General features: G+C 38.1%; 20 protein-coding genes. 19 read left to right on the top strand and 1 reads right to left on the bottom strand.

Annotated features, from left to right (window positions below; translation table 11 throughout):
• Positions 1 to 9: 9 nt before the first annotated feature.
• The 5 genes from AC6CHS_RS02430 (at position 10) to AC6CHS_RS02450 (ending at position 4,677) form a co-directional block, all read left to right on the top strand.
• Positions 10 to 1,488: a spore germination protein gene (locus tag AC6CHS_RS02430; RefSeq protein ID WP_498233846.1), complete on the top strand. Its 1,479-nt coding sequence runs from the start codon at positions 10 to 12 to the stop codon at positions 1,486 to 1,488.
• 295 nt (positions 1,489 to 1,783) lie between these two features.
• Positions 1,784 to 3,091 (top strand): diaminopimelate decarboxylase, encoded by a 1,308-nt coding sequence (gene lysA / locus AC6CHS_RS02435; RefSeq protein ID WP_498233848.1) that lies wholly within the window; start codon positions 1,784 to 1,786, stop codon positions 3,089 to 3,091.
• A 68-nt stretch (positions 3,092 to 3,159) separates the two neighbouring features.
• A complete protein-coding gene (locus tag AC6CHS_RS02440) occupies positions 3,160 to 3,597 on the top strand; it encodes a peptidylprolyl isomerase (protein WP_036572746.1) in 438 nt (145 codons plus the stop codon).
• Between the two features lie 35 nt (positions 3,598 to 3,632).
• Positions 3,633 to 4,100 (top strand): site-2 protease family protein, encoded by a 468-nt coding sequence (locus AC6CHS_RS02445; protein WP_498233850.1) that lies wholly within the window; start codon positions 3,633 to 3,635, stop codon positions 4,098 to 4,100.
• 217 nt (positions 4,101 to 4,317) lie between these two features.
• Positions 4,318 to 4,677 (top strand): GNAT family N-acetyltransferase, encoded by a 360-nt coding sequence (locus tag AC6CHS_RS02450; RefSeq protein WP_498233852.1) that lies wholly within the window; start codon positions 4,318 to 4,320, stop codon positions 4,675 to 4,677.
• Between the two features lie 98 nt (positions 4,678 to 4,775).
• Here the strand turns inward: AC6CHS_RS02450 and AC6CHS_RS02455 are convergent, their stop codons facing one another.
• Positions 4,776 to 4,859, bottom strand: coding sequence for a YjcZ family sporulation protein (locus AC6CHS_RS02455; protein WP_036572750.1), 84 nt, complete (start codon positions 4,857 to 4,859; stop codon positions 4,776 to 4,778).
• Between the two features lie 147 nt (positions 4,860 to 5,006).
• Between AC6CHS_RS02455 and AC6CHS_RS02460 the strand changes: the two genes are divergently transcribed.
• The 14 genes from AC6CHS_RS02460 to AC6CHS_RS02525 all read left to right on the top strand — a co-directional run bounded on the left by AC6CHS_RS02460 (position 5,007) and on the right by AC6CHS_RS02525 (position 17,884).
• A complete protein-coding gene (locus AC6CHS_RS02460; RefSeq protein ID WP_498233854.1) occupies positions 5,007 to 5,744 on the top strand; it encodes a segregation/condensation protein A in 738 nt (245 codons plus the stop codon).
• 2 nt (positions 5,745 to 5,746) lie between these two features.
• Complete coding sequence (scpB, locus tag AC6CHS_RS02465) at positions 5,747 to 6,346, top strand: SMC-Scp complex subunit ScpB (RefSeq protein ID WP_498233855.1); 600 nt, start codon at positions 5,747 to 5,749, stop codon at positions 6,344 to 6,346.
• 99 nt (positions 6,347 to 6,445) lie between these two features.
• Positions 6,446 to 7,318, top strand: a complete 873-nt coding sequence (locus tag AC6CHS_RS02470) for a superoxide dismutase (RefSeq protein WP_498233857.1) — start codon at positions 6,446 to 6,448, stop codon at positions 7,316 to 7,318.
• A gap of 142 nt (positions 7,319 to 7,460) precedes the next feature.
• Positions 7,461 to 8,561: a D-alanyl-D-alanine carboxypeptidase family protein gene (locus AC6CHS_RS02475; protein WP_498233858.1), complete on the top strand. Its 1,101-nt coding sequence runs from the start codon at positions 7,461 to 7,463 to the stop codon at positions 8,559 to 8,561.
• A 1-nt stretch (position 8,562) separates the two neighbouring features.
• Entirely contained in the window at positions 8,563 to 9,150 is a 588-nt protein-coding gene (locus tag AC6CHS_RS02480) for a nucleoside recognition domain-containing protein (RefSeq protein WP_498233859.1), read from the top strand.
• Complete coding sequence (locus AC6CHS_RS02485) at positions 9,151 to 9,681, top strand: spore maturation protein (RefSeq protein ID WP_498233860.1); 531 nt, start codon at positions 9,151 to 9,153, stop codon at positions 9,679 to 9,681.
• Positions 9,682 to 10,021: 340 nt separating this feature from the next.
• Positions 10,022 to 10,756, top strand: coding sequence for a pseudouridine synthase (locus tag AC6CHS_RS02490; RefSeq protein WP_498233861.1), 735 nt, complete (start codon positions 10,022 to 10,024; stop codon positions 10,754 to 10,756).
• Positions 10,757 to 10,819: 63 nt separating this feature from the next.
• Positions 10,820 to 11,398, top strand: a complete 579-nt coding sequence (gene resA / locus AC6CHS_RS02495; RefSeq protein WP_498233863.1) for a thiol-disulfide oxidoreductase ResA — start codon at positions 10,820 to 10,822, stop codon at positions 11,396 to 11,398.
• A gap of 28 nt (positions 11,399 to 11,426) precedes the next feature.
• The gene (gene resB / locus AC6CHS_RS02500; protein WP_498233864.1) at positions 11,427 to 13,070 is read left to right on the top strand and encodes a cytochrome c biogenesis protein ResB; all 1,644 of its coding nucleotides are present in this window, start codon (positions 11,427 to 11,429) and stop codon (positions 13,068 to 13,070) included.
• A gap of 21 nt (positions 13,071 to 13,091) precedes the next feature.
• A complete protein-coding gene (gene ccsB, locus AC6CHS_RS02505; RefSeq protein WP_498233866.1) occupies positions 13,092 to 14,285 on the top strand; it encodes a c-type cytochrome biogenesis protein CcsB in 1,194 nt (397 codons plus the stop codon).
• Positions 14,286 to 14,426: 141 nt separating this feature from the next.
• Positions 14,427 to 15,140 carry a response regulator transcription factor gene (locus tag AC6CHS_RS02510; RefSeq protein ID WP_498233867.1) on the top strand — a complete coding sequence of 238 codons (714 nt, stop codon included), beginning with the start codon at positions 14,427 to 14,429 and terminating at the stop codon, positions 15,138 to 15,140.
• Positions 15,140 to 16,906: an ATP-binding protein gene (locus AC6CHS_RS02515; RefSeq protein WP_498233869.1), complete on the top strand. Its 1,767-nt coding sequence runs from the start codon at positions 15,140 to 15,142 to the stop codon at positions 16,904 to 16,906. The genes AC6CHS_RS02510 and AC6CHS_RS02515 overlap by 1 nt, the downstream gene beginning before the upstream one ends.
• Before the next feature lie 37 nt (positions 16,907 to 16,943).
• Positions 16,944 to 17,378 (top strand): DUF4430 domain-containing protein, encoded by a 435-nt coding sequence (locus AC6CHS_RS02520; RefSeq protein WP_498233871.1) that lies wholly within the window; start codon positions 16,944 to 16,946, stop codon positions 17,376 to 17,378.
• Between the two features lie 5 nt (positions 17,379 to 17,383).
• Entirely contained in the window at positions 17,384 to 17,884 is a 501-nt protein-coding gene (locus AC6CHS_RS02525; protein WP_498233873.1) for an ECF transporter S component, read from the top strand.
• Positions 17,885 to 17,893: the final 9 nt, after the last annotated feature.

Below are 17,893 nucleotides of genomic sequence, written 5' to 3' on the forward strand. Positions count from 1 at the left end.
TGTGAAAGCATGCGTCAAAAAGATGATAAAATAGAAATTGCAGCAAATATAAAAGAAAACAAAGCTTATATGGAAAAACGTCTTGGAATGGACGTTTCATTTGACCTCGGTTTTAGAGAAGTTATTATATTAAAAAGGAAAGTGCATGTTTATTATCTAACAGGATTGTGTGACTCTCTTATTATTCAGGACCTTTTGAAGGAACTGGTTAACTTAAATGATCACGAATCCAACAGTAAGAAGTTACCTGAAATAATTGAAAATCGTCTCTTACATCAACAGGTTGAATCGGTTAAAACGATGGATGAATCAGTAGATCAGGTTTTGTCTGGACTTATTGTTGTATTTATTGATGGAGAAAGATTTGCCTATGTTGTCGATGTTCGTCACTACCCAGGACGGACACCAGAAGAACCAGATACAGAGCGCGTTATCCGTGGTTCTCGAGATGGTTATACTGAAAATATTATCGAAAATACCGCCCTAACGAGAAGAAGGTTACGGGATGCAAGGCTTAGACACGAAATGCTTAAGGTCGGTGAAAGATCGAAGACAGATGTCTGCGTAAGCTACGTAAAGGATATCGCAGATGAAGGACTAGTCCATTTAATCAAGAAGAAAATACAGGAGATTGAAATTGACGGTATTAGTATGGCAGATAAAACCATTGAGGAGTTTATCATTGATCGAAAATGGAATCCATATCCTCTTGTCAGGTATACGGAAAGACCAGATGTCGCTGCAAATCATTTACTTGAAGGGCATGTCCTCATTTTGGTTGATACTTCCCCGAGTGCAATCATATTGCCAACTACTTTTTTTCATCATTTACAGCATGCTGAAGAGTATAGACAGGCACCAGCGATTGGAACATTTGTAAGATGGATCCGTTTCTTAGCAATCCTTGCTTCCATGTATCTCTTGCCACTTTGGTTACTCTTCGTACTCGACCCTACGATTCTTCCGAAAGCACTTGCTTTTATCGGGCCAAATGAGGAAGGAAATATTCCAATTACGATCCAAATTGTGATGGCTGTTATTGGGATTGAATTTTTGAGAATGGCTGCCATCCACACACCGACTCCCTTATCCACTTCAATGGGTTTAATTGCAGCCGTGTTAATAGGCCAAATAGCAATTGATGTGGGGATGTTTAGTCCAGAAGTCATTCTCTATGTATCAATCAGTGCGATAGGGTCATACGTTACTCCAAGTTACGAACTAAGTGTTGCAAATAAAGTAGTCAATATTATAATGGTGATTTTCACTGGTTTATTTGGCGCAATTGGGTTTGTGATCGGGATAACGCTTCATATTATATACCTTGTTAATCTAAAATCAATTAAGACCCCTTATTTGTGGCCTTTTTTGCCTTTCAATCCAAAAGCTATGCTACAGATTATCTTCCGTATTCCTGTACCATACTCGAACAACAGGCCAAGTATAGTACATCCGAAAAATAACTACCGTCAGCCAACAAAAAAATAATCTACCTTTCCAAGTTGGAAGGTGAGATTAATACACTTGAAATAGTTACGAAAATGCCGAACGATCATTCGATACTTTTAGACAAAGTAGGAATATTGCTCGGCATCTTTATAGTCATTCGCTTTAAACATAGCAATAGCAGAAAAATACGTAGCTTAGATAACAATTACCAAACAACTTTTAAATTTTTTTGCATTAAAAGCCACTATTGCGATAAGTCTTGGTCTTGTCCTCTTTTCAATTCAGCTTTATTATGATAAAGTTTTAAATTATATTTAGTAACGGAGGACGCTTTATGATCATCGATAGACACCCATTTACTGTTAATAGTCATGGCCATCTAGAAATTGGAGGAGTAGATGCCCTAAGCTTGGCACATGACTTCGGTACACCATTATATGTATATGATGTTTCCCTCATAAGAAAGAATGCTCGTTCATTTGTTAACACTTTCAAAGAATTGGGTGTTAATGCAAAAGTAGCGTATGCGAGTAAAGCATTTTCATCCATTGCAATGCTCCAAGTAATACAACAGGAAGGGCTTTGCCTTGATGTTGTATCAGAAGGTGAACTTTATACCGCGCTTGAAGCAGGATTTCCATCCGAAAGAATCCATATGCATGGAAATAATAAAAGCAGACAAGAACTACAAATGGCAATAGAACAAAATATCGGATGTATCGTCTTGGATAATTTTTATGAGATTGAACTGCTAGGAGAACTCCTAGATCTGCAAAATAAAGAAATGGATGTTCTAATGCGCGTTACTCCGGGTGTCAATTCAAAAACCCACCAGTATATTATGACGGGGAACGAGGACTCAAAGTTTGGCTTTAATTTAAAAAACGGTCAGGCCGATGAAGCTTTCCAACTCCTTAAAAAGTATCCATCTATTCGCTTTAAAGGATTACATTGCCACATTGGTTCACAAATATTTGAAACAGACCGCTTTCTAAGTGCTACAGAAATATTATTTGCAGAGCTAGCCAAATGGAAGCGAAACGACAACTATATTCCAGAAGTCTTGAACCTGGGAGGAGGATTTGGAATCCGTTATACTTCCGAGGATGAGCCTATACCATATGAACAATATGTCTATGCACTAGTGGAAGAGGTTAGAAAACAATCAGAAAAAATGGATATTCCTCTGCCGGAAATTTGGATCGAACCAGGACGGGCAATAGTCGGAAATACCGGCGTTACTTTATATACGATTGGCTCAATGAAGTCGATTCCTGGCATAAGAGAGTATATATCTGTAGATGGAGGTATGACAGATAATCTACGACCTGCTTTATATGGAGCAAAGTATGAAGCAGTTATTGCAAATAAAGCCGACCAAACTCCTATAAAAGAAGTTTCCGTTGCTGGAAAATGCTGTGAATCTGGTGATATGCTTATTTGGGATTTGCCGGTACCAGAAGTACAAACTAATGATCTATTAGCAATTTTTTCCACTGGTGCTTATGGTTATTCCATGGCAAGCCACTATAACCGGTTTGCTAAACCTGCTGTAGTCTTTGTGGAAAATAAAGAAGCAAAGCTTGTCGTAAAAAGAGAAAGCTATCAAGACGTAGTTAAGAACGATTTGTCTTACTTGTAATTGCTTTTCAATTTATAGATTAAATGATAAACTTGTCGTGGTTTATTAAATTTAAAGGAGATGCAAACATGACTAAAAAAGGATATTTCCTAATGGAAAATGGCAATAAAATAGAATTTGAATTATACCCGAACGAGGCTCCAAATACAGTAGCTAACTTTGAAAAGCTTGCTAATGAAGAGTTTTATAACGGTTTAACTTTCCACCGTGTAATTGATGGTTTTGTTAGCCAAGGTGGTTGCCCTACTGGAAATGGTACTGGTTCTGCAGGTTATACAATTGATTGTGAAACGGAAGGAAACCCTCATAAGCATGTCGAAGGCAGTCTGTCTATGGCACATGCGGGGAAAAACACGGGAAGCTGTCAATTCTTTATTGTTCATGAGCCACAACCACATCTAAATGGCGTACATACAGTGTTTGGTCAAGTTACGTCTGGAATAGAACATGCGAAAGCAATGAAAAATGGGGATGTAATGAAAGAGGTTAAGGTATTTTCTGAATAACCGCGTAGGCCCAATCCTACCTTAGGGAGTTCGAAATGGTGGATATTTATCTCATAACCTTTCTCCTGTTTGTTGCAGCACCAATTAGTATTTTTTTACATGAACTTGGACATGCAATAGCAGGAATTATTTTTAAGGCTGAACTTGTTTACCTAATTATTGGCCGGGGGAAGCGAGTGATCGAATACTCTCCCGGCAAACTCCATTTCATTATTCATGCGGGATATTTCATGGGGGGATATGCAAATAGTGAACGAGTCACACCTTTTAGTCGTTTTGAAAGATTCATAATTAGTATATTCGGGCCTTTTGTCAATGTTGTTGTATTCCTTTCTGTTTGGGAGTTACAGAGTCATTTTAAAAGCGATTACTTACACTTGTTCGCTTTATTTAATCTCTGGTTAGTCATTATTAATTTAGTACCATTTAAGTTGAAAAATCAGAAGTCTGACGGATACAATATACTTGAAACGATTGTGCACAAAGATAAAATGAACAGCTAATGTATGCATTTTCTGTTAATTGTTCATGATGATACATAATAGGATAAAAAAAACTAGCTGATTTGACAATTGCTGTCATATCGTGCATAAATATATATAAACACCTTTTGGGTAACCGAAACCTAGGATACAAATCAGCCGTAATCGGTCATAAAAATAACAGCAAAATAGCGAACTAAAAGACATTTGGGAGCTTTTTTGTTAATGAGGGGTATCTATGTTAATTCGTTACAAAAAAAGTCTGGAGAAGATTGCAATGGGTCTTTTATCTTTTATGCCTGAAGAAAAAGACGTAAAAAAACTCCAGAGCACAATAAAAGAATACGAGACGAATTCTGATTGGCATCTCTTCTTATGGAAAGAAGCTGATGATGTACTGGGAGCTGTTGGAGTAAGACTGGAAGAGGATATTAATGCTGTCATTCAGCATATTTCTGTTAATCCTTCCCACAGAAATCAGGGGATTGGCAAGAAAATGGTAAATGAAGTGTCGAAGCTTTATGAGGAAAAATACGCGGTTTGTGCTGCTGATGAGATTCAACAGTTTTACACAAAGTGTGACGATGATATAGAATAAATCATACCATCAAAAAAAGCCAGCCTTAGAGGCTGGCCTTTTTCTTCTTTCCATTAAGGAAATATTTTAGCGATGCAATTTTGGGTTTCGCTAGAATCTTAGAACCAAGAAGCACCAACAATAATTAAAAGAATAAACAATACTACGATTAACGCGAAACCTCCGCCATAACTATTACTCATAATGAAATTCCTCCTTTTTCTTCTTAACATAAATGTTTTATGGTAACATTTATCTTACGTTAATAACGTATGATGAAATGCTCCAAGTTGTTTGGGCGGATGTTACATTGCTTTTTATTTTCATTATTCATGAGAGGAAGTTTGCTTATGAGCGAAGCTTATCAGGTTAAGCTGGAGGCATTTGAAGGACCGCTTGATTTGCTGTTGCATCTAATAAATAAATATGAAATTGATATAAATGATATCCCTGTAGCACAGATTACAGAACAGTATATGCACTACATACACACAATGCAGAAGCTGGATTTGAATATCGCCAGTGAGTATTTAGTAATGGCAGCGACTTTAGTCGCTATTAAAAGTCAAATGCTCTTACCGAAACAGGAAATAGATGAAGAGATGGATGAATATGTAGAAGATCCAAGAGAGGAACTGATGCATCGATTAATTGAATATCGCAAATATAAAGATGCAGCAGAAAAGCTAAAGCAGAAAGAAGAGGAATCTAGTCATTTGTTTACAAGATCTCCTGTTATATTTGAGGAGCTTACACAAAGTCCTCCAAAAGTAGTGAAAGGTGAATTAACTATTTATGACATGCTCGGGGCTTTAGGGAAAATGATGGAACGGAAAAAATGGAAAGAACCGCTTGATACTAAGGTTCAGAGAGCTGAGATACCGATTGAACAGCGAATGGATGAGGTCATAGAGCTTGTTCGTGACAGACGAGAAGGCGTCTATTTTGATGAACTTTTCACTTACCAGTCACGAACTCATATTGTCATAACGTTTATGGCATTATTAGAATTAATGAAGTCTAGGAAAGTGTTTTGTGAACAAGAGAGGCATTTTGATGCTTTACTCGTTCACTATATGGAGGAATAGCAGTGGAAATTCAGCAAATGAAAGCAATATTGGAGGGCCTATTGTTTGCAAGTGGAGATGAAGGAATTACGGTTAAACAGCTATCGAATATTCTTGAAATAACAGAGGCCTCTGTGCATACCATACTAGAAGAGTTGAAGTATGATTATGAGAATAAAGAACGTGGGATAATGTTGATGCACTCACATGGATCCTACCATCTTACGACAAAACCGGAACATAGTAAGTATTATCAAAAGTTTATTGAAACACCCCATTCCACTCGAATGTCACAGGCGGCGTTGGAAACATTAGCCATAATTGCTTATCAGCAACCTATTACTCGAACTGAAATCGAAGAAATTCGTGGGGTAAAGAGTGATCGTCCTGTGCAAACTCTCGTGGCAAGAATGCTAATCGAAGAAGTTGGAAGAAAAGACAGTATAGGCAGACCTATTTTATTCGGGACAAGCAAGGAATTTCTAACATTTTTTGGGTTAACGTCCCTTGAGGACCTTCCTCCATTACCGGAAGGGCAATCAAATAGTGAATTAGAAGAAGAGGCTGATCTTTTTTTTGAGAGATTTAATGAACAATTGAAAGAAGATGAACCATCTAATTAAAAAAGCTGGCATAATGGCCAGCTTTTTTTGTTTAACTCCAGACTAGTTATTGTTTCACCAATCTTATTTACTGGGCATATGCTACAGCGAGGTGATGATATGAGTACAATTCAAAATTACTTACAAGAATTACTGGTGTGGGGAGAAGAAGTCCAAAGGAAAATAGATAGTCTAGAAATCAGCGCTGAAGAAAAGGATAGCTTAAAAAAACAGTTAGAAACATGGATAGAAGATGTTAAAGTCAATACAAGCCGTGAACTTACTCCTGATGATGAGATTATTAACGTGTTGCAAGAGGATGCCCAACGGATCGTCCTGTCAATGAAACACAAAAATAATAGTAATACCGAACAGGTTGGGTATGGAAAACACAAGCTTCCTCAGCTTCCCTATAATTATAATGCATTGGAGCCTTATATAAGTGAAGCAATCATGCGATTGCATCATGATGTGCACCATCAAGCATATGTCGATGGGCTTAATAAAGCAGAAAACGAACTATATGTAAAACAGCCTGATAAGAGTCTCGTAAAGCACTGGCTGAGAGAACAAGCGTTTCATGGCTCTGGCCATAATCTCCACACTATTTTTTGGTTTAATATGACTCCTAATTCAGATAAGAAACCTTCTGGAGAAATATTAAAACAAATTGAAAAAGATTTTGGTACGTGGAAGAAATTCAAAAGTCTTTTTAGTAATACAGCTTCCTCTGTTGAGGGTGATGGGTGGGCTGTTCTGTATTGGAATCCGAGAAATGGAAGGCTTGGTGTACAATCATTTGAGAAACATCAACTGTTTCAAATAGCAGATATTATTCCATTGCTTGTTTTGGATATGTGGGAGCATGCCTACTATTTACAATATAAAACGGATAAAGAATCATATATTGAAAATTGGTGGAATGTTGTTAACTGGCAAAATGTGAATGAGAGATTTTCTAAAGCTAAAAAACTAAAGTGGGCACTTTATTAATCTTTAAGTTGTATAGATTAATTCTGTTATTTTAATAAGCAGGATCCTCTTATAGTTAGTTTTTGTTGAATACTTACATGTCATAACTAATGTAGACATGCATAGACTATACAGACACCTAACCTGTGGGAGGAAGCCTGCTATGAGATTTATATCTACACTTCTTATCTTTTTTATAATTGTTTTTTTATACCCAATTGCTGGACAAGCAGCACCAGGAGTTTCAGCAAATAATGCCATCTTAATTGAACAGTCTACTGGCAGGGTTTTATTTGAAAAGAAAGCGCATGAAAAACAATCTATTGCTAGCATTACGAAAATCATGACGGCGATCGTAGCGATAGAGTCTGGGAAAATGGGAGAAATGGCAAAGACAAGCAGAAAGGCAATACATACAGAAGGATCATCTATTTACTTGGAGCAAGGGGAAAAAATGCTTGTGGAAGACCTGGTTTATGGTTTGATGTTACGTTCTGGGAATGATGCCGCTGTTGTGATAGGAGAACATATTGGGGGAAGTGAAGAGGGATTTGTTCATCTTATGAATGAGAAGGCTAAATGGCTTGGGATGACAAACACGCACTTTGATAACCCGCATGGTCTTGATTCAGATACCCACTATTCCACAGCTTATGATATGGCAATCCTTATGCAATATGCGATGGATAATGAGAAGTTTCAAGAGATTACAGGAGCAACGTCATACCTTTCCAAAAGTAGGACGTACAGCTGGCAAAACAAGAATAAACTCCTAACCCAATTGTATGAATACTGTATTGGCGGGAAAACTGGCTATACAAAAAAGACAGGAAGAACACTAGTAAGTTCAGCAGAAAAGGATGGTATGAAGCTGATTGCAGTAACATTAAATGCCCCTAATGATTGGCAAGATCATATAGGAATGTTTGAATGGGGGTTTGAAAATTATTCCCTTGAGACGATTGATGATAAAGGAAAAGCTGCCTATACGTTGCCTGATTTCGAGGAGCCTATTGTTGGTCATATCGCATCAGAAATACATTTTCCTTTAGCAAAATCAGAACGATCGCTCATTACGCAGCAAAATTACATTCTAAAAGATCAATCTAAGTCAGAGGATAATATTATCGGCAAGAAGGTCTACTATTTTAATGAAGATCAAATTGGCGAAGTATTTATTTATAAAGAAGACGAAGTAAAACAAAGAGATAATTTTTTTACAAGTACTCTAGATATTTTTCAAGACATAGTGGGATGGCCATAATATGGTTAACCTTATATGGGCAGGTATGGCTATTATCGGGATTGTTTATGCCATGCTTGCGGGGACAATGGATAAAGTAAATGAAGCTATTTTTCAAAGCTCTAGTGAAGCAGTTACCCTATCAATTGGGCTTATTAGTGTGCTAGTGTTTTGGTTGGGAATTATGCGAGTTGCAGAAGAAGCGGGGATTCTACGGATTCTTGCCAAAGGTTTTCGTCCGTTGGTGAGTAGGCTCTTTCCTGAAATACCAAAGGATCACCCAGCAATGGGATATATCCTATCCAATTTAACAGCTAATCTGTTTGGATTAGGTAATGCAGCAACTCCAATGGGAATAAAGGCAATGGAACAAATGAAGCAACTAAGTGGTACAGATACAGCCTCTCGTTCTATGATTACTTTTTTAGCCCTAAATACCTCCAGCCTTACAATTATTCCTACAACAGTAATAGCAATTCGCATGCAATATAACTCTGTATCACCGACTGAAATAGTTGGTACTACTATCATAGCTACTATTATCTCGACTACAAGTGCGATTTTAATTGATAGATTCTATTTTTATAGAAGTAATCGGAGGGGAAAGTAAATGGGAATTGTAACCTCTGTCAGCGTTTGGCTCATACCGTCCTTTATTTTAATTGTACTACTAGTAGCATCGTGGAAAAAAGTGCCTGCATATGAAACGTTTGTAGAGGGAGGGAAAGAGGGTGTCAAAATGGCCTTTTCTTTACTTCCTTTTTTGGTTGGAATGATTGTTTCAATTTCTATTCTCCGAGCATCAGGGGCCATGGAAGCCTTTATTGGGCTGATAGCTCCCCTTTTAAGCCTAATAGGTATCCCGCCCGATATTATACCACTGGCTCTTGTTAGACCAATTTCCGGAACAGCAGCGTTAGGTATGACTACGGAGCTAATTCAAACACACGGTCCCGACTCTTTCATTGGTAGACTTGCTTCAACCATGCAGGGGAGCACTGATACAACACTCTATATATTAACTGTCTATTTTGGTGCAGTCGGAATACGGAAAATGCGCTATGCCTTAAAGGTTGGCCTGTTGGCAGATGTTATTGGGATAGTTGCTTCTATCATCGTTGTAAGGCTCGTATTTGGTTAAAGACATGCAGATGTATCATAAAAGCTTTCTTTCAATTTTCACTTTGAAAACTGCATAGCGTAAAAAAGCCGAGTGGGTTCGACTAGTAATTTTAAAGGTCGAAGGTCATTCGGTTTTTTTACTTTTCTAATTTGGAAACCGAGTTTTGTTCTATAAATGTTACTCTCTTTATGTGTTTAAGAATTATTTTTAGTTTATAATATATGGTACAATTGCTTGGGAACGTTTTAACTCACATCTTTAGAAACCTGGCAATAGTCAAACAAGTTCTGGACAAGTAAGTTAGCGTAAGTCTCACGCCATGTTAAATGGTTCGATACAAAAGGAAATGGTGATATAAATGTCAAACATGAATGAACGTCTTCAAAAGGTTATTGCCCAAAGTGGTCTTGCCTCAAGAAGAAAAGCAGAAGGATTTATAACGGAAGGAAAAGTAAAGGTGAATGGCCGGGTTGTAACGGAACTTGGTACAAAGGTAACGCCGAGTGATAGCATTGAAGTGGATGGGGTTCCATTGGTGAAGGAAGAGTTGGTTTACTACTTACTCTATAAGCCACGGGGCGTTATCTCCAGTGTTAAAGACGATAAAGATAGAAAAGTTGTAACAGATCTACTTGTAGGCATCCCTGAACGTGTCTACCCTGTTGGTAGACTGGACTATGATTCTTCCGGGGTCTTGCTTTTAACAAATGATGGCGAATTCGCTAACCTACTAATGCATCCAAAATATGAGGTCGATAAAGTGTATGTTGCCAAGCTCAAAGGCATACCAACTAAGACAGAATTAGGACAGCTTAAAAAAGGAGTAAAATCCGACAAAGACTTATTAAAAGCAGTTCAGTATAATGTTCTTTCCGTAGATAAGAAAAAGGACTCTATGCTACTTGAATTAACTCTACGCGAAGGAAAGAACCGCCATGTAAGAAGAATGATGGAGAGCTTAGGCTACCCTGTTGAGAAGCTAAAACGGGAATCATATGGTCTTTTAAATCTTGATGGACTACAGCCAGGGAAATATCGCGCATTGACGCCAAAAGAAGTTAAACAGATGCGAAATTTGGCGTTGAAATTGTAAGATAATAGTCAAAATTAGCTTCCAGGTCTAATGGTATAATAATTACTTGGAGGAGTGATCTGTTTGAGTCGGGATCAAGCAAAGAAAACGAAAAAGAACAAAAAGAGAAACCGCTTTATTTTCAGAATTAGCATCCTTGCCATATTGGTTATTGCGCTTATCTTCGCATTAGTTTCTAATTTGCAAAAAGATAATACAATTTATGATGTGGGTGATCAGGCACCAGATTTCATGCTTAATCAAATTAGCCATAATAATGATTTGGAATCTTTTAGGCTTAGCGACTACAAAGGCAAGGGCGTTATGTTGAATTTCTGGGGAACTTGGTGTAAACCATGTAAGAAGGAAATGCCTTATATGGAACAACTCTATCCTGAATACAAAGAAAAAGGAGTCGAGATCATCGCTGTAAGCTTAGATGCAACCGAGTTAGTTGTGAATAGGTTTATTGATGATTACAATCTGACATTTCCCATTCCTTACGATGCAGCAGGCGAAGTGAAAGACCTTTATAAGATTGGTCCGATACCAAGTACTTTCTTTATTAACCCAGACGGCACAATAGAACATATTGTGGAAGGAGCATTGTCACTGGAATCCTTAGAAAAACATTTACAGGATATACAACCAAATGCATCGTGATAGTGATTACAAATTGTGAGGGATTTTTATGAAAAAAACGAAGTGTGATTGCGGGCATATGAACCCTGAAGGTACAATCCTGTGTGAAGCATGTGGGAAGCCTATTGAGGGGAACCAGCATATCGAAGGAAATGACGAGAAAAATCTACTTAATATGCGTTATGACGGAACTGCTAGACGATCGCAAACCTATAATAAATCTATAGTGGATAAAATTTGGAGCTTTTTTTCTTCCGTGAAAGTAGGCGTATGGCTTATATTTATAGCTTTGGTCTCTTCGGCGATTGGCTCAATATTCCCGCAAGAAATATACATACCAGCAGATGCGCCGAATAGAGCTCCTGAGTTTTTCTATGAAGACCGATATGGAATTTTAGGCCTTATATATTACCAATTGGGATTTCACCACTTATACAGCTCTTGGTGGTATATGATCCTTATAGGACTAATAGGTGTGTCGCTTGTGATTGCGAGTCTTGACAGGTTTGTTCCTTTATTCAAAGCGCTTAGACATCAAAAGGCAAAACGACATGAGTCCTTTTTGAGTCGACAACGTTTGTTCAGTAAGTCGGACAACGTTCCGACCGAGGATTTGGTAACGTTAAAAGAGAATTTGAAAAAACAGCGTTATAAAGTAAGGGACGAAGAGGGGTACATACTTGCTGAGAAAGGCCGTTTTTCAAGATGGGGCCCATATGTTAACCATATTGGATTAATCATTATATTAATTGCTGCTATCCTGCGGTCAACACCTTTCTTCTATACGAACGAGTATGTATGGGTAAGAGAAGGTGAACAATTGGTCATCCCGGGAACCGATGGAGAATACTACATTGAGAATCAGGACTTTATCCTAGAAACATATGATGAAAATGATGAACGTTTTCGTGATGCCATCTCGTTAGAAGGAGCGGATGTACCTAGTAATTACCAAACAGATGTCACTATATATAAGACAGAAGATAATCCGTTGCCAGGTGCTGAAGCAGAGCTGAAGCAGATCGCAGAAGGTTCGATACGAATGAATCATCCTGTGAAATTTGATGGCTATTCTGTTTACCAATCAGGATACCAAGCTAACGAATTTGAAAAAATGTCGTTTAAAATTCATAAAAACGACGATCCAGAGGAAGAAGCCCTCGATACGTTCACAATAAACCTGACTAATCCGGAATCAGAGTACGAACTAGAAAATGGTTTTAAAGTAGAATTGCGAAATTATTATCCGGATTATTATTTACAAGATGATGGGACACCTGCTTCCGAGACTAATTATCCGAGAAATCCGGCGTTTGTAATGTTTGTATACCCACCCGACAGTGATACACCTGAGATTAGCTTTCTAGGCATTGGAAAGAATATTGATGCATCTGGTGAAAACCAATATAATGTTGGAATTACAGATTTTGAGATGCGTGATGCAAGTGGGTTAACTGTTCGAAAAGATTACTCTCTACCATTTTTCGGGTTGGGAGCTGCGATCTTTATGATTGGTGTTATCCAGGGAATGTACTGGCAGCATAGAAGAATTTGGGTAAACCCGAAAGATGGCGGATTATTATTAGCAGCTCATACGAATAAGAATTGGTATGGTGTTAAGAAGGATATTGAAAAAGTAATTTCAGGGACAACCATTAAAAATGTAGCAGACCAGCAGGAAATAAACGACTAATAGTTGAACAGGAGGTTTCTCATGAGTGATTTAATACAGTGGAGTAGTGCACTACTTTACACTGCTTTTATTCTATATTTGATCGCAACAATCTTTTTCTCCGCAACAATCCGAGATAAACGAGGAAAAAACAAAAAAGGGAAAGCTGGTGGAATTGGGATCACGTTAACTATCATTGGCTTGATAGCACAAATAGGTTATTTTATCACCAGATGGATTGTCAGTGGACATGCACCAGTAAGTAATTTATTTGAGTTTATGACATTTTTCGGAATGACGATCGTATTCGCGTTCATTGTCATTTACTTTATATACAAGATCTCTGTACTAGGGCTTTTCGCATTGCCTGTGGCTTTAATTATTATTGCATATGCGAGCATGTTCCCTACAGAAGTATCGCCATTAATTCCTTCATTACAAAGTCATTGGCTATACATTCATGTGACTACTGTCTCTCTTGGACAGGGTATTTTGACAATCAGCTTTGTTGCAGGGTTAATTTATCTTATTAAAAAGATTGATCAGACCGTCAAAAGCAAGCATACAACGTGGCTAGAAGTTGTATTGTATTCTCTTATATTGTTCGTTGGCTTTATTATCATCACGGTAGTATTTAACTTAATGCATTATAGTGCGCAGTTTGATTATCCTGCTACTGGTGGTAACACCGTAACAACAGAATATCATCTACCTGCTATCGCAGGGCCGACAGATGGTACACTGCTGACCAAAGATGTAATGGAACCACTATTTGAGACACCAGCCTGGATGCATGGAGCAGATGCAGGTAGAAAATTCAATACCTTAATTTGGTCTATTCTAACTGGCTCTATTGTTTATCTATTACTAAGGCTCGTTCTCCGTAAGAGACTTGGTGCAGCAATACAGCCACTCTTAAAGAATGCAAAGCTTGATCTATTGGATGAAGTTGCATATCGTGCTGTTGCAATTGGCTTTCCTGTCTTCACACTCGGAGGCTTGATCTTTGCTGCCATTTGGGCGGAAGAAGCCTGGGGAAGATTTTGGGGTTGGGACCCTAAGGAAGTATGGGCGCTTATCACCTGGTTCTTTTACGCAGCGTTTCTTCATCTTCGCCTCTCAAGAGGTTGGCATGGTGAGAAATCTGCATGGCTTGCTGCAGTAGGTTTTGCAATTATTATGTTCAACTTAATTGTGGTGAACCTTGTACTAGCAGGCCTGCATTCTTATGCTTAACAAAACGAATTCACAACTTAACAAGGTATTCATCGTGGAATGCCTTGTTTTACTGTTAACATATATTTATACAACCAATATGAGATACGTGCAAACTATGTTTATACTTAAAGTTAATAATTTGATAGGGGGACTGACCAAATGCCACTTGGAAAGGTATTAATAGTAGATGATGAAGAACGTATTCGCAGATTAATCAGGATGTATTTGGAACGTGAAGAGTATGAAGTAGAAGAAGCTGACAATGGTAAAGACGCACTTGAATTATCTCTTTCCAATGAATATGATGTTATTTTGCTCGACATTATGATGCCAGAAATGGATGGAATAGAAGTATGTCAGGAGTTAAGAAAAGAAAAATCCACCCCTGTCATTATGCTTACTGCTAAAGGGGAAGAAGCGAATCGAGTCCAAGGATTTGAAATTGGTGCTGACGACTATATCGTCAAGCCATTCAGCCCAAGAGAAGTAGTGCTCAGGGTAAAGGCATTATTACGCAGAGTATCACCTTCATCTGTTAACCAAGGAAACGGAGCTGCAAAAAATGTATTGGTATTCCCACATCTAGAAATTGATGATGATGCACACCGTGTCATGGCTGAGGGACAGGAAGTCAACTTGACACCGAAAGAGTATGAATTATTATGCTTCCTAGCAAAATCACCGGACAAAGTGTTTAATAGAGAGCACCTTTTAAAGGAAGTATGGCAATATGAATTTTTCGGTGATTTACGGACTGTTGATACACATGTTAAGCGGTTAAGGGAAAAGCTCAATACGGTTTCTTCTGAAGCAGCAAAAATGATCGTAACAGTATGGGGAGTAGGCTATAAGTTCGAGGTAGAAGAAAGCTAATGTTTTGGAAAAGTGTCGTTGGTAAGCTTGCAATAACTATACTTTTACTTGTTTCCTTTGTTCTATTTATTTTAACAATTTTGCTGTTGCAGTTCTTTGAAAACTTTCATATTGAATCTGCAGAAAGCGACATGTTACAGACAGCTACAAAGGTATCGGTACTACTTGAACAGCATGAGAGCAGAGACTTGATTGCGGAAACGACGGAAAGAGTTAAAGATCCTGCTAGTCGTGTAGCTATTTTATACGAAGATAGTGATGTATGGGTATCCAAAGGTGGAGATGATAACTTATCAAGACTTGAGGAAACATGGCTGCAAAAAGAGAAGTTATTAGAGGAACTTGAAAGTAATAATGAAATTCGCAAGCAAATGCTGTTGCCTGATGGTAATACAGAAGCAATGATTGTTGGCATCCCCACTCCAGATAACCAAGGAGCTATCTTTGTATACCAGTCACTTGACGTTATTGATCAAACGAAAGCAGAAACTACGAAGATTATCTTTCTTGCAGCAGGAATCGCGATTATCCTGACTGTTATTTTTGCTTTCTTCCTCTCTACAAGAATTACTTCACCGCTAATTAAAATGCGAGAGGCTGCTTTTGATTTGACAAGAGGGGAGTTTGACACGAAAGTTCCTATTCTAACCCATGATGAAATAGGGGAGCTTGCGTTGGCCTTTAACCGTATGGGAAGACAATTGAAATTCCATATTAATGCATTAAGACAAGAGAAAGAACAGCTCTCAAGTATTGTAAGCTCGATGGCGGATGGTGTCATCACTTTAAATCGAAATGGAGATATGATCGTAACCAATAGACCAGCCGAAAGATTTATTGAAAGCTTGTATTACGAGAATAACCGAGCAGTTAGTAGTGAGGATCGAAAGCTACCGGATGAGCTAAACCAAATCTTGTTGCAAGTTATTGAAGGAGAAACAGAAGTACTTCATGAAATTAGTCTTCAGGGGCGGAACTGGGTAATGTTAATGACACCCTTATATGATCAAACATTTGTTAGAGGTGCTGTTGCGGTAATTCGGGATATGACGGAGGAGAGGCGCCTGGATAAATTGCGTAAAGATTTTATTGCAAATGTATCGCATGAATTAAGAACTCCAATATCGATGCTTCAAGGTTATAGTGAAGCAATTGTCGATGATATAGCTGAAACGAAGGAACAAAAAAATGAGCTTGGCCAAATTATTCATGAAGAATCATTACGAATGGGTAGGCTGGTAAACGAATTGCTTGACCTTGCAAGGATGGAAGCAGGACACCAGCAGCTTCAAGTGGAAGAGGTTGAGGTAGAGCCATACCTTAAACGGATAGTGAAGAAGTTTAGTGGGTTGGCAACGGAAGGAAAAATACGTATTGAATTAAAATACAACATAGTAAAGCAAACAGCACGATTTGATCCTGATCGTATGGAACAAGTATTGATCAATCTGATAGATAATGCAATCAGGCATACCTGTGAAGAGGGACATGTTACCGTATATGCCAGCAATGATAATAGTGAGCTTTCTATCGAGATTAAAGATAGTGGAAGTGGTATTCCCGAAGATGATCTACCATTTATCTTTGAAAGGTTTTATAAAGCAGATAAATCCAGAGCTCGTAATGACAAAAAGAAAGGCACTGGTTTAGGGCTTGCTATAGCGAAAAATATCATTGATTCTCACCATGGAATTATTACAGTTAAAAGCAAGATAAACGAAGGAACTTCATTTACCATACGATTGCCACATAAACGGAGTAGCTAATCTAAATAAATATTAGATAAGAAGTGGAGGAGATAGGATGCATAAAATACTATGGAAAACAGGGGCTATCTTACTTTTTTTTGTACTACTTACAGCTTGTGGTTCAGGAACGAATCAAGAGACCGCACCAGAGTCAAACTCTGACCAAGTAGAGAGCAATCAGTCCTCTGAACAAAACGAAGACACGGTAAGAATTACGTTAACGAAAGACCAGGGTGAGGAATATATCCATGAAAAGGAAATACCAGTCGAAGAAGGGGATCTTCTTTTAGATGTATTGGAGGAGAATTTCTATGTAGAAACGGATGATACTGGCAAATTTATAACGTCAATTGAACGCGTTTCTTCAGATGATGATGAAGAAAGAGCCTGGATCTATACCGTAAATGGTGAATCTCCTAATGTAGGTGCAGCCGAGTATGAATTACAAGCTGGTGATGAAGTCATTCTTGATTTTCAAAAATGGAAATAATGTAAGTGAATAGTTATAAGCTTACTTTATTGGCGTTGCTGGCTTCATTGGCAGTATTAGGCAGGTATGTATTCGCATTCCTGCCTAATGTTCAACCAGTTACTGCACTTATCATTATATGTGGCTTAATGCTCGGACCAGCTTCTGCGCTGATCCTAACAATATTGGTGACCTTTCTTTCTAACATGCTTCTTGGGATGGGGATCTGGGCTATTTGGCAGTTGATATCTTGGGGACTCATCGGCCTCGTTAGCGGGCTTTTTAGGAAGCAACTAAGAAGAGCGCCACTTTTCATTATCGCCATTTATGCTGCATTCTCTGGATTTCTATATGGGTTCATTATTTCCCTGACTAATTATCAAATTAGTGGACATTTTTGGCCGTATTATATTGCGGGGTTACCTTTTGACACTCAGCATGCTATTGGAAATGCTTTGTTTATCATGTTGTTTTACCCGGTCTTTTACTACCTATTTAAACACTACAAAAATAAACTTATCACTTAAATTGGTAAA

The organism is Oceanobacillus sp. GQ8 (genome assembly GCF_059758495.1).

Excerpts from the sequence above, each read along its gene's own strand:
- AC6CHS_RS02430 (WP_498233846.1), top strand. The coding sequence starts at position 10 with ATGCGTCAAAAAGATGATAAAATAGAAATTGCAGCAAATATAAAAGAA.
- lysA (WP_498233848.1), top strand. The coding sequence starts at position 1,784 with ATGATCATCGATAGACACCCATTTACTGTTAATAGTCATGGCCATCTA.
- AC6CHS_RS02440 (WP_036572746.1), top strand. The coding sequence starts at position 3,160 with ATGACTAAAAAAGGATATTTCCTAATGGAAAATGGCAATAAAATAGAA.
- AC6CHS_RS02445 (WP_498233850.1), top strand. The coding sequence starts at position 3,633 with ATGGTGGATATTTATCTCATAACCTTTCTCCTGTTTGTTGCAGCACCA.
- AC6CHS_RS02450 (WP_498233852.1), top strand. The coding sequence starts at position 4,318 with ATGTTAATTCGTTACAAAAAAAGTCTGGAGAAGATTGCAATGGGTCTT.
- AC6CHS_RS02455 (WP_036572750.1), bottom strand. The coding sequence starts at position 4,859 with ATGAGTAATAGTTATGGCGGAGGTTTCGCGTTAATCGTAGTATTGTTT.
- AC6CHS_RS02460 (WP_498233854.1), top strand. The coding sequence starts at position 5,007 with ATGAGCGAAGCTTATCAGGTTAAGCTGGAGGCATTTGAAGGACCGCTT.
- AC6CHS_RS02470 (WP_498233857.1), top strand. The coding sequence starts at position 6,446 with ATGAGTACAATTCAAAATTACTTACAAGAATTACTGGTGTGGGGAGAA.
- AC6CHS_RS02475 (WP_498233858.1), top strand. The coding sequence starts at position 7,461 with ATGAGATTTATATCTACACTTCTTATCTTTTTTATAATTGTTTTTTTA.
- AC6CHS_RS02480 (WP_498233859.1), top strand. The coding sequence starts at position 8,563 with ATGGTTAACCTTATATGGGCAGGTATGGCTATTATCGGGATTGTTTAT.
- AC6CHS_RS02485 (WP_498233860.1), top strand. The coding sequence starts at position 9,151 with ATGGGAATTGTAACCTCTGTCAGCGTTTGGCTCATACCGTCCTTTATT.
- AC6CHS_RS02490 (WP_498233861.1), top strand. The coding sequence starts at position 10,022 with ATGTCAAACATGAATGAACGTCTTCAAAAGGTTATTGCCCAAAGTGGT.
- resB (WP_498233864.1), top strand. The coding sequence starts at position 11,427 with ATGAAAAAAACGAAGTGTGATTGCGGGCATATGAACCCTGAAGGTACA.
- ccsB (WP_498233866.1), top strand. The coding sequence starts at position 13,092 with ATGAGTGATTTAATACAGTGGAGTAGTGCACTACTTTACACTGCTTTT.
- AC6CHS_RS02510 (WP_498233867.1), top strand. The coding sequence starts at position 14,427 with ATGCCACTTGGAAAGGTATTAATAGTAGATGATGAAGAACGTATTCGC.
- AC6CHS_RS02515 (WP_498233869.1), top strand. The coding sequence starts at position 15,140 with ATGTTTTGGAAAAGTGTCGTTGGTAAGCTTGCAATAACTATACTTTTA.
- AC6CHS_RS02520 (WP_498233871.1), top strand. The coding sequence starts at position 16,944 with ATGCATAAAATACTATGGAAAACAGGGGCTATCTTACTTTTTTTTGTA.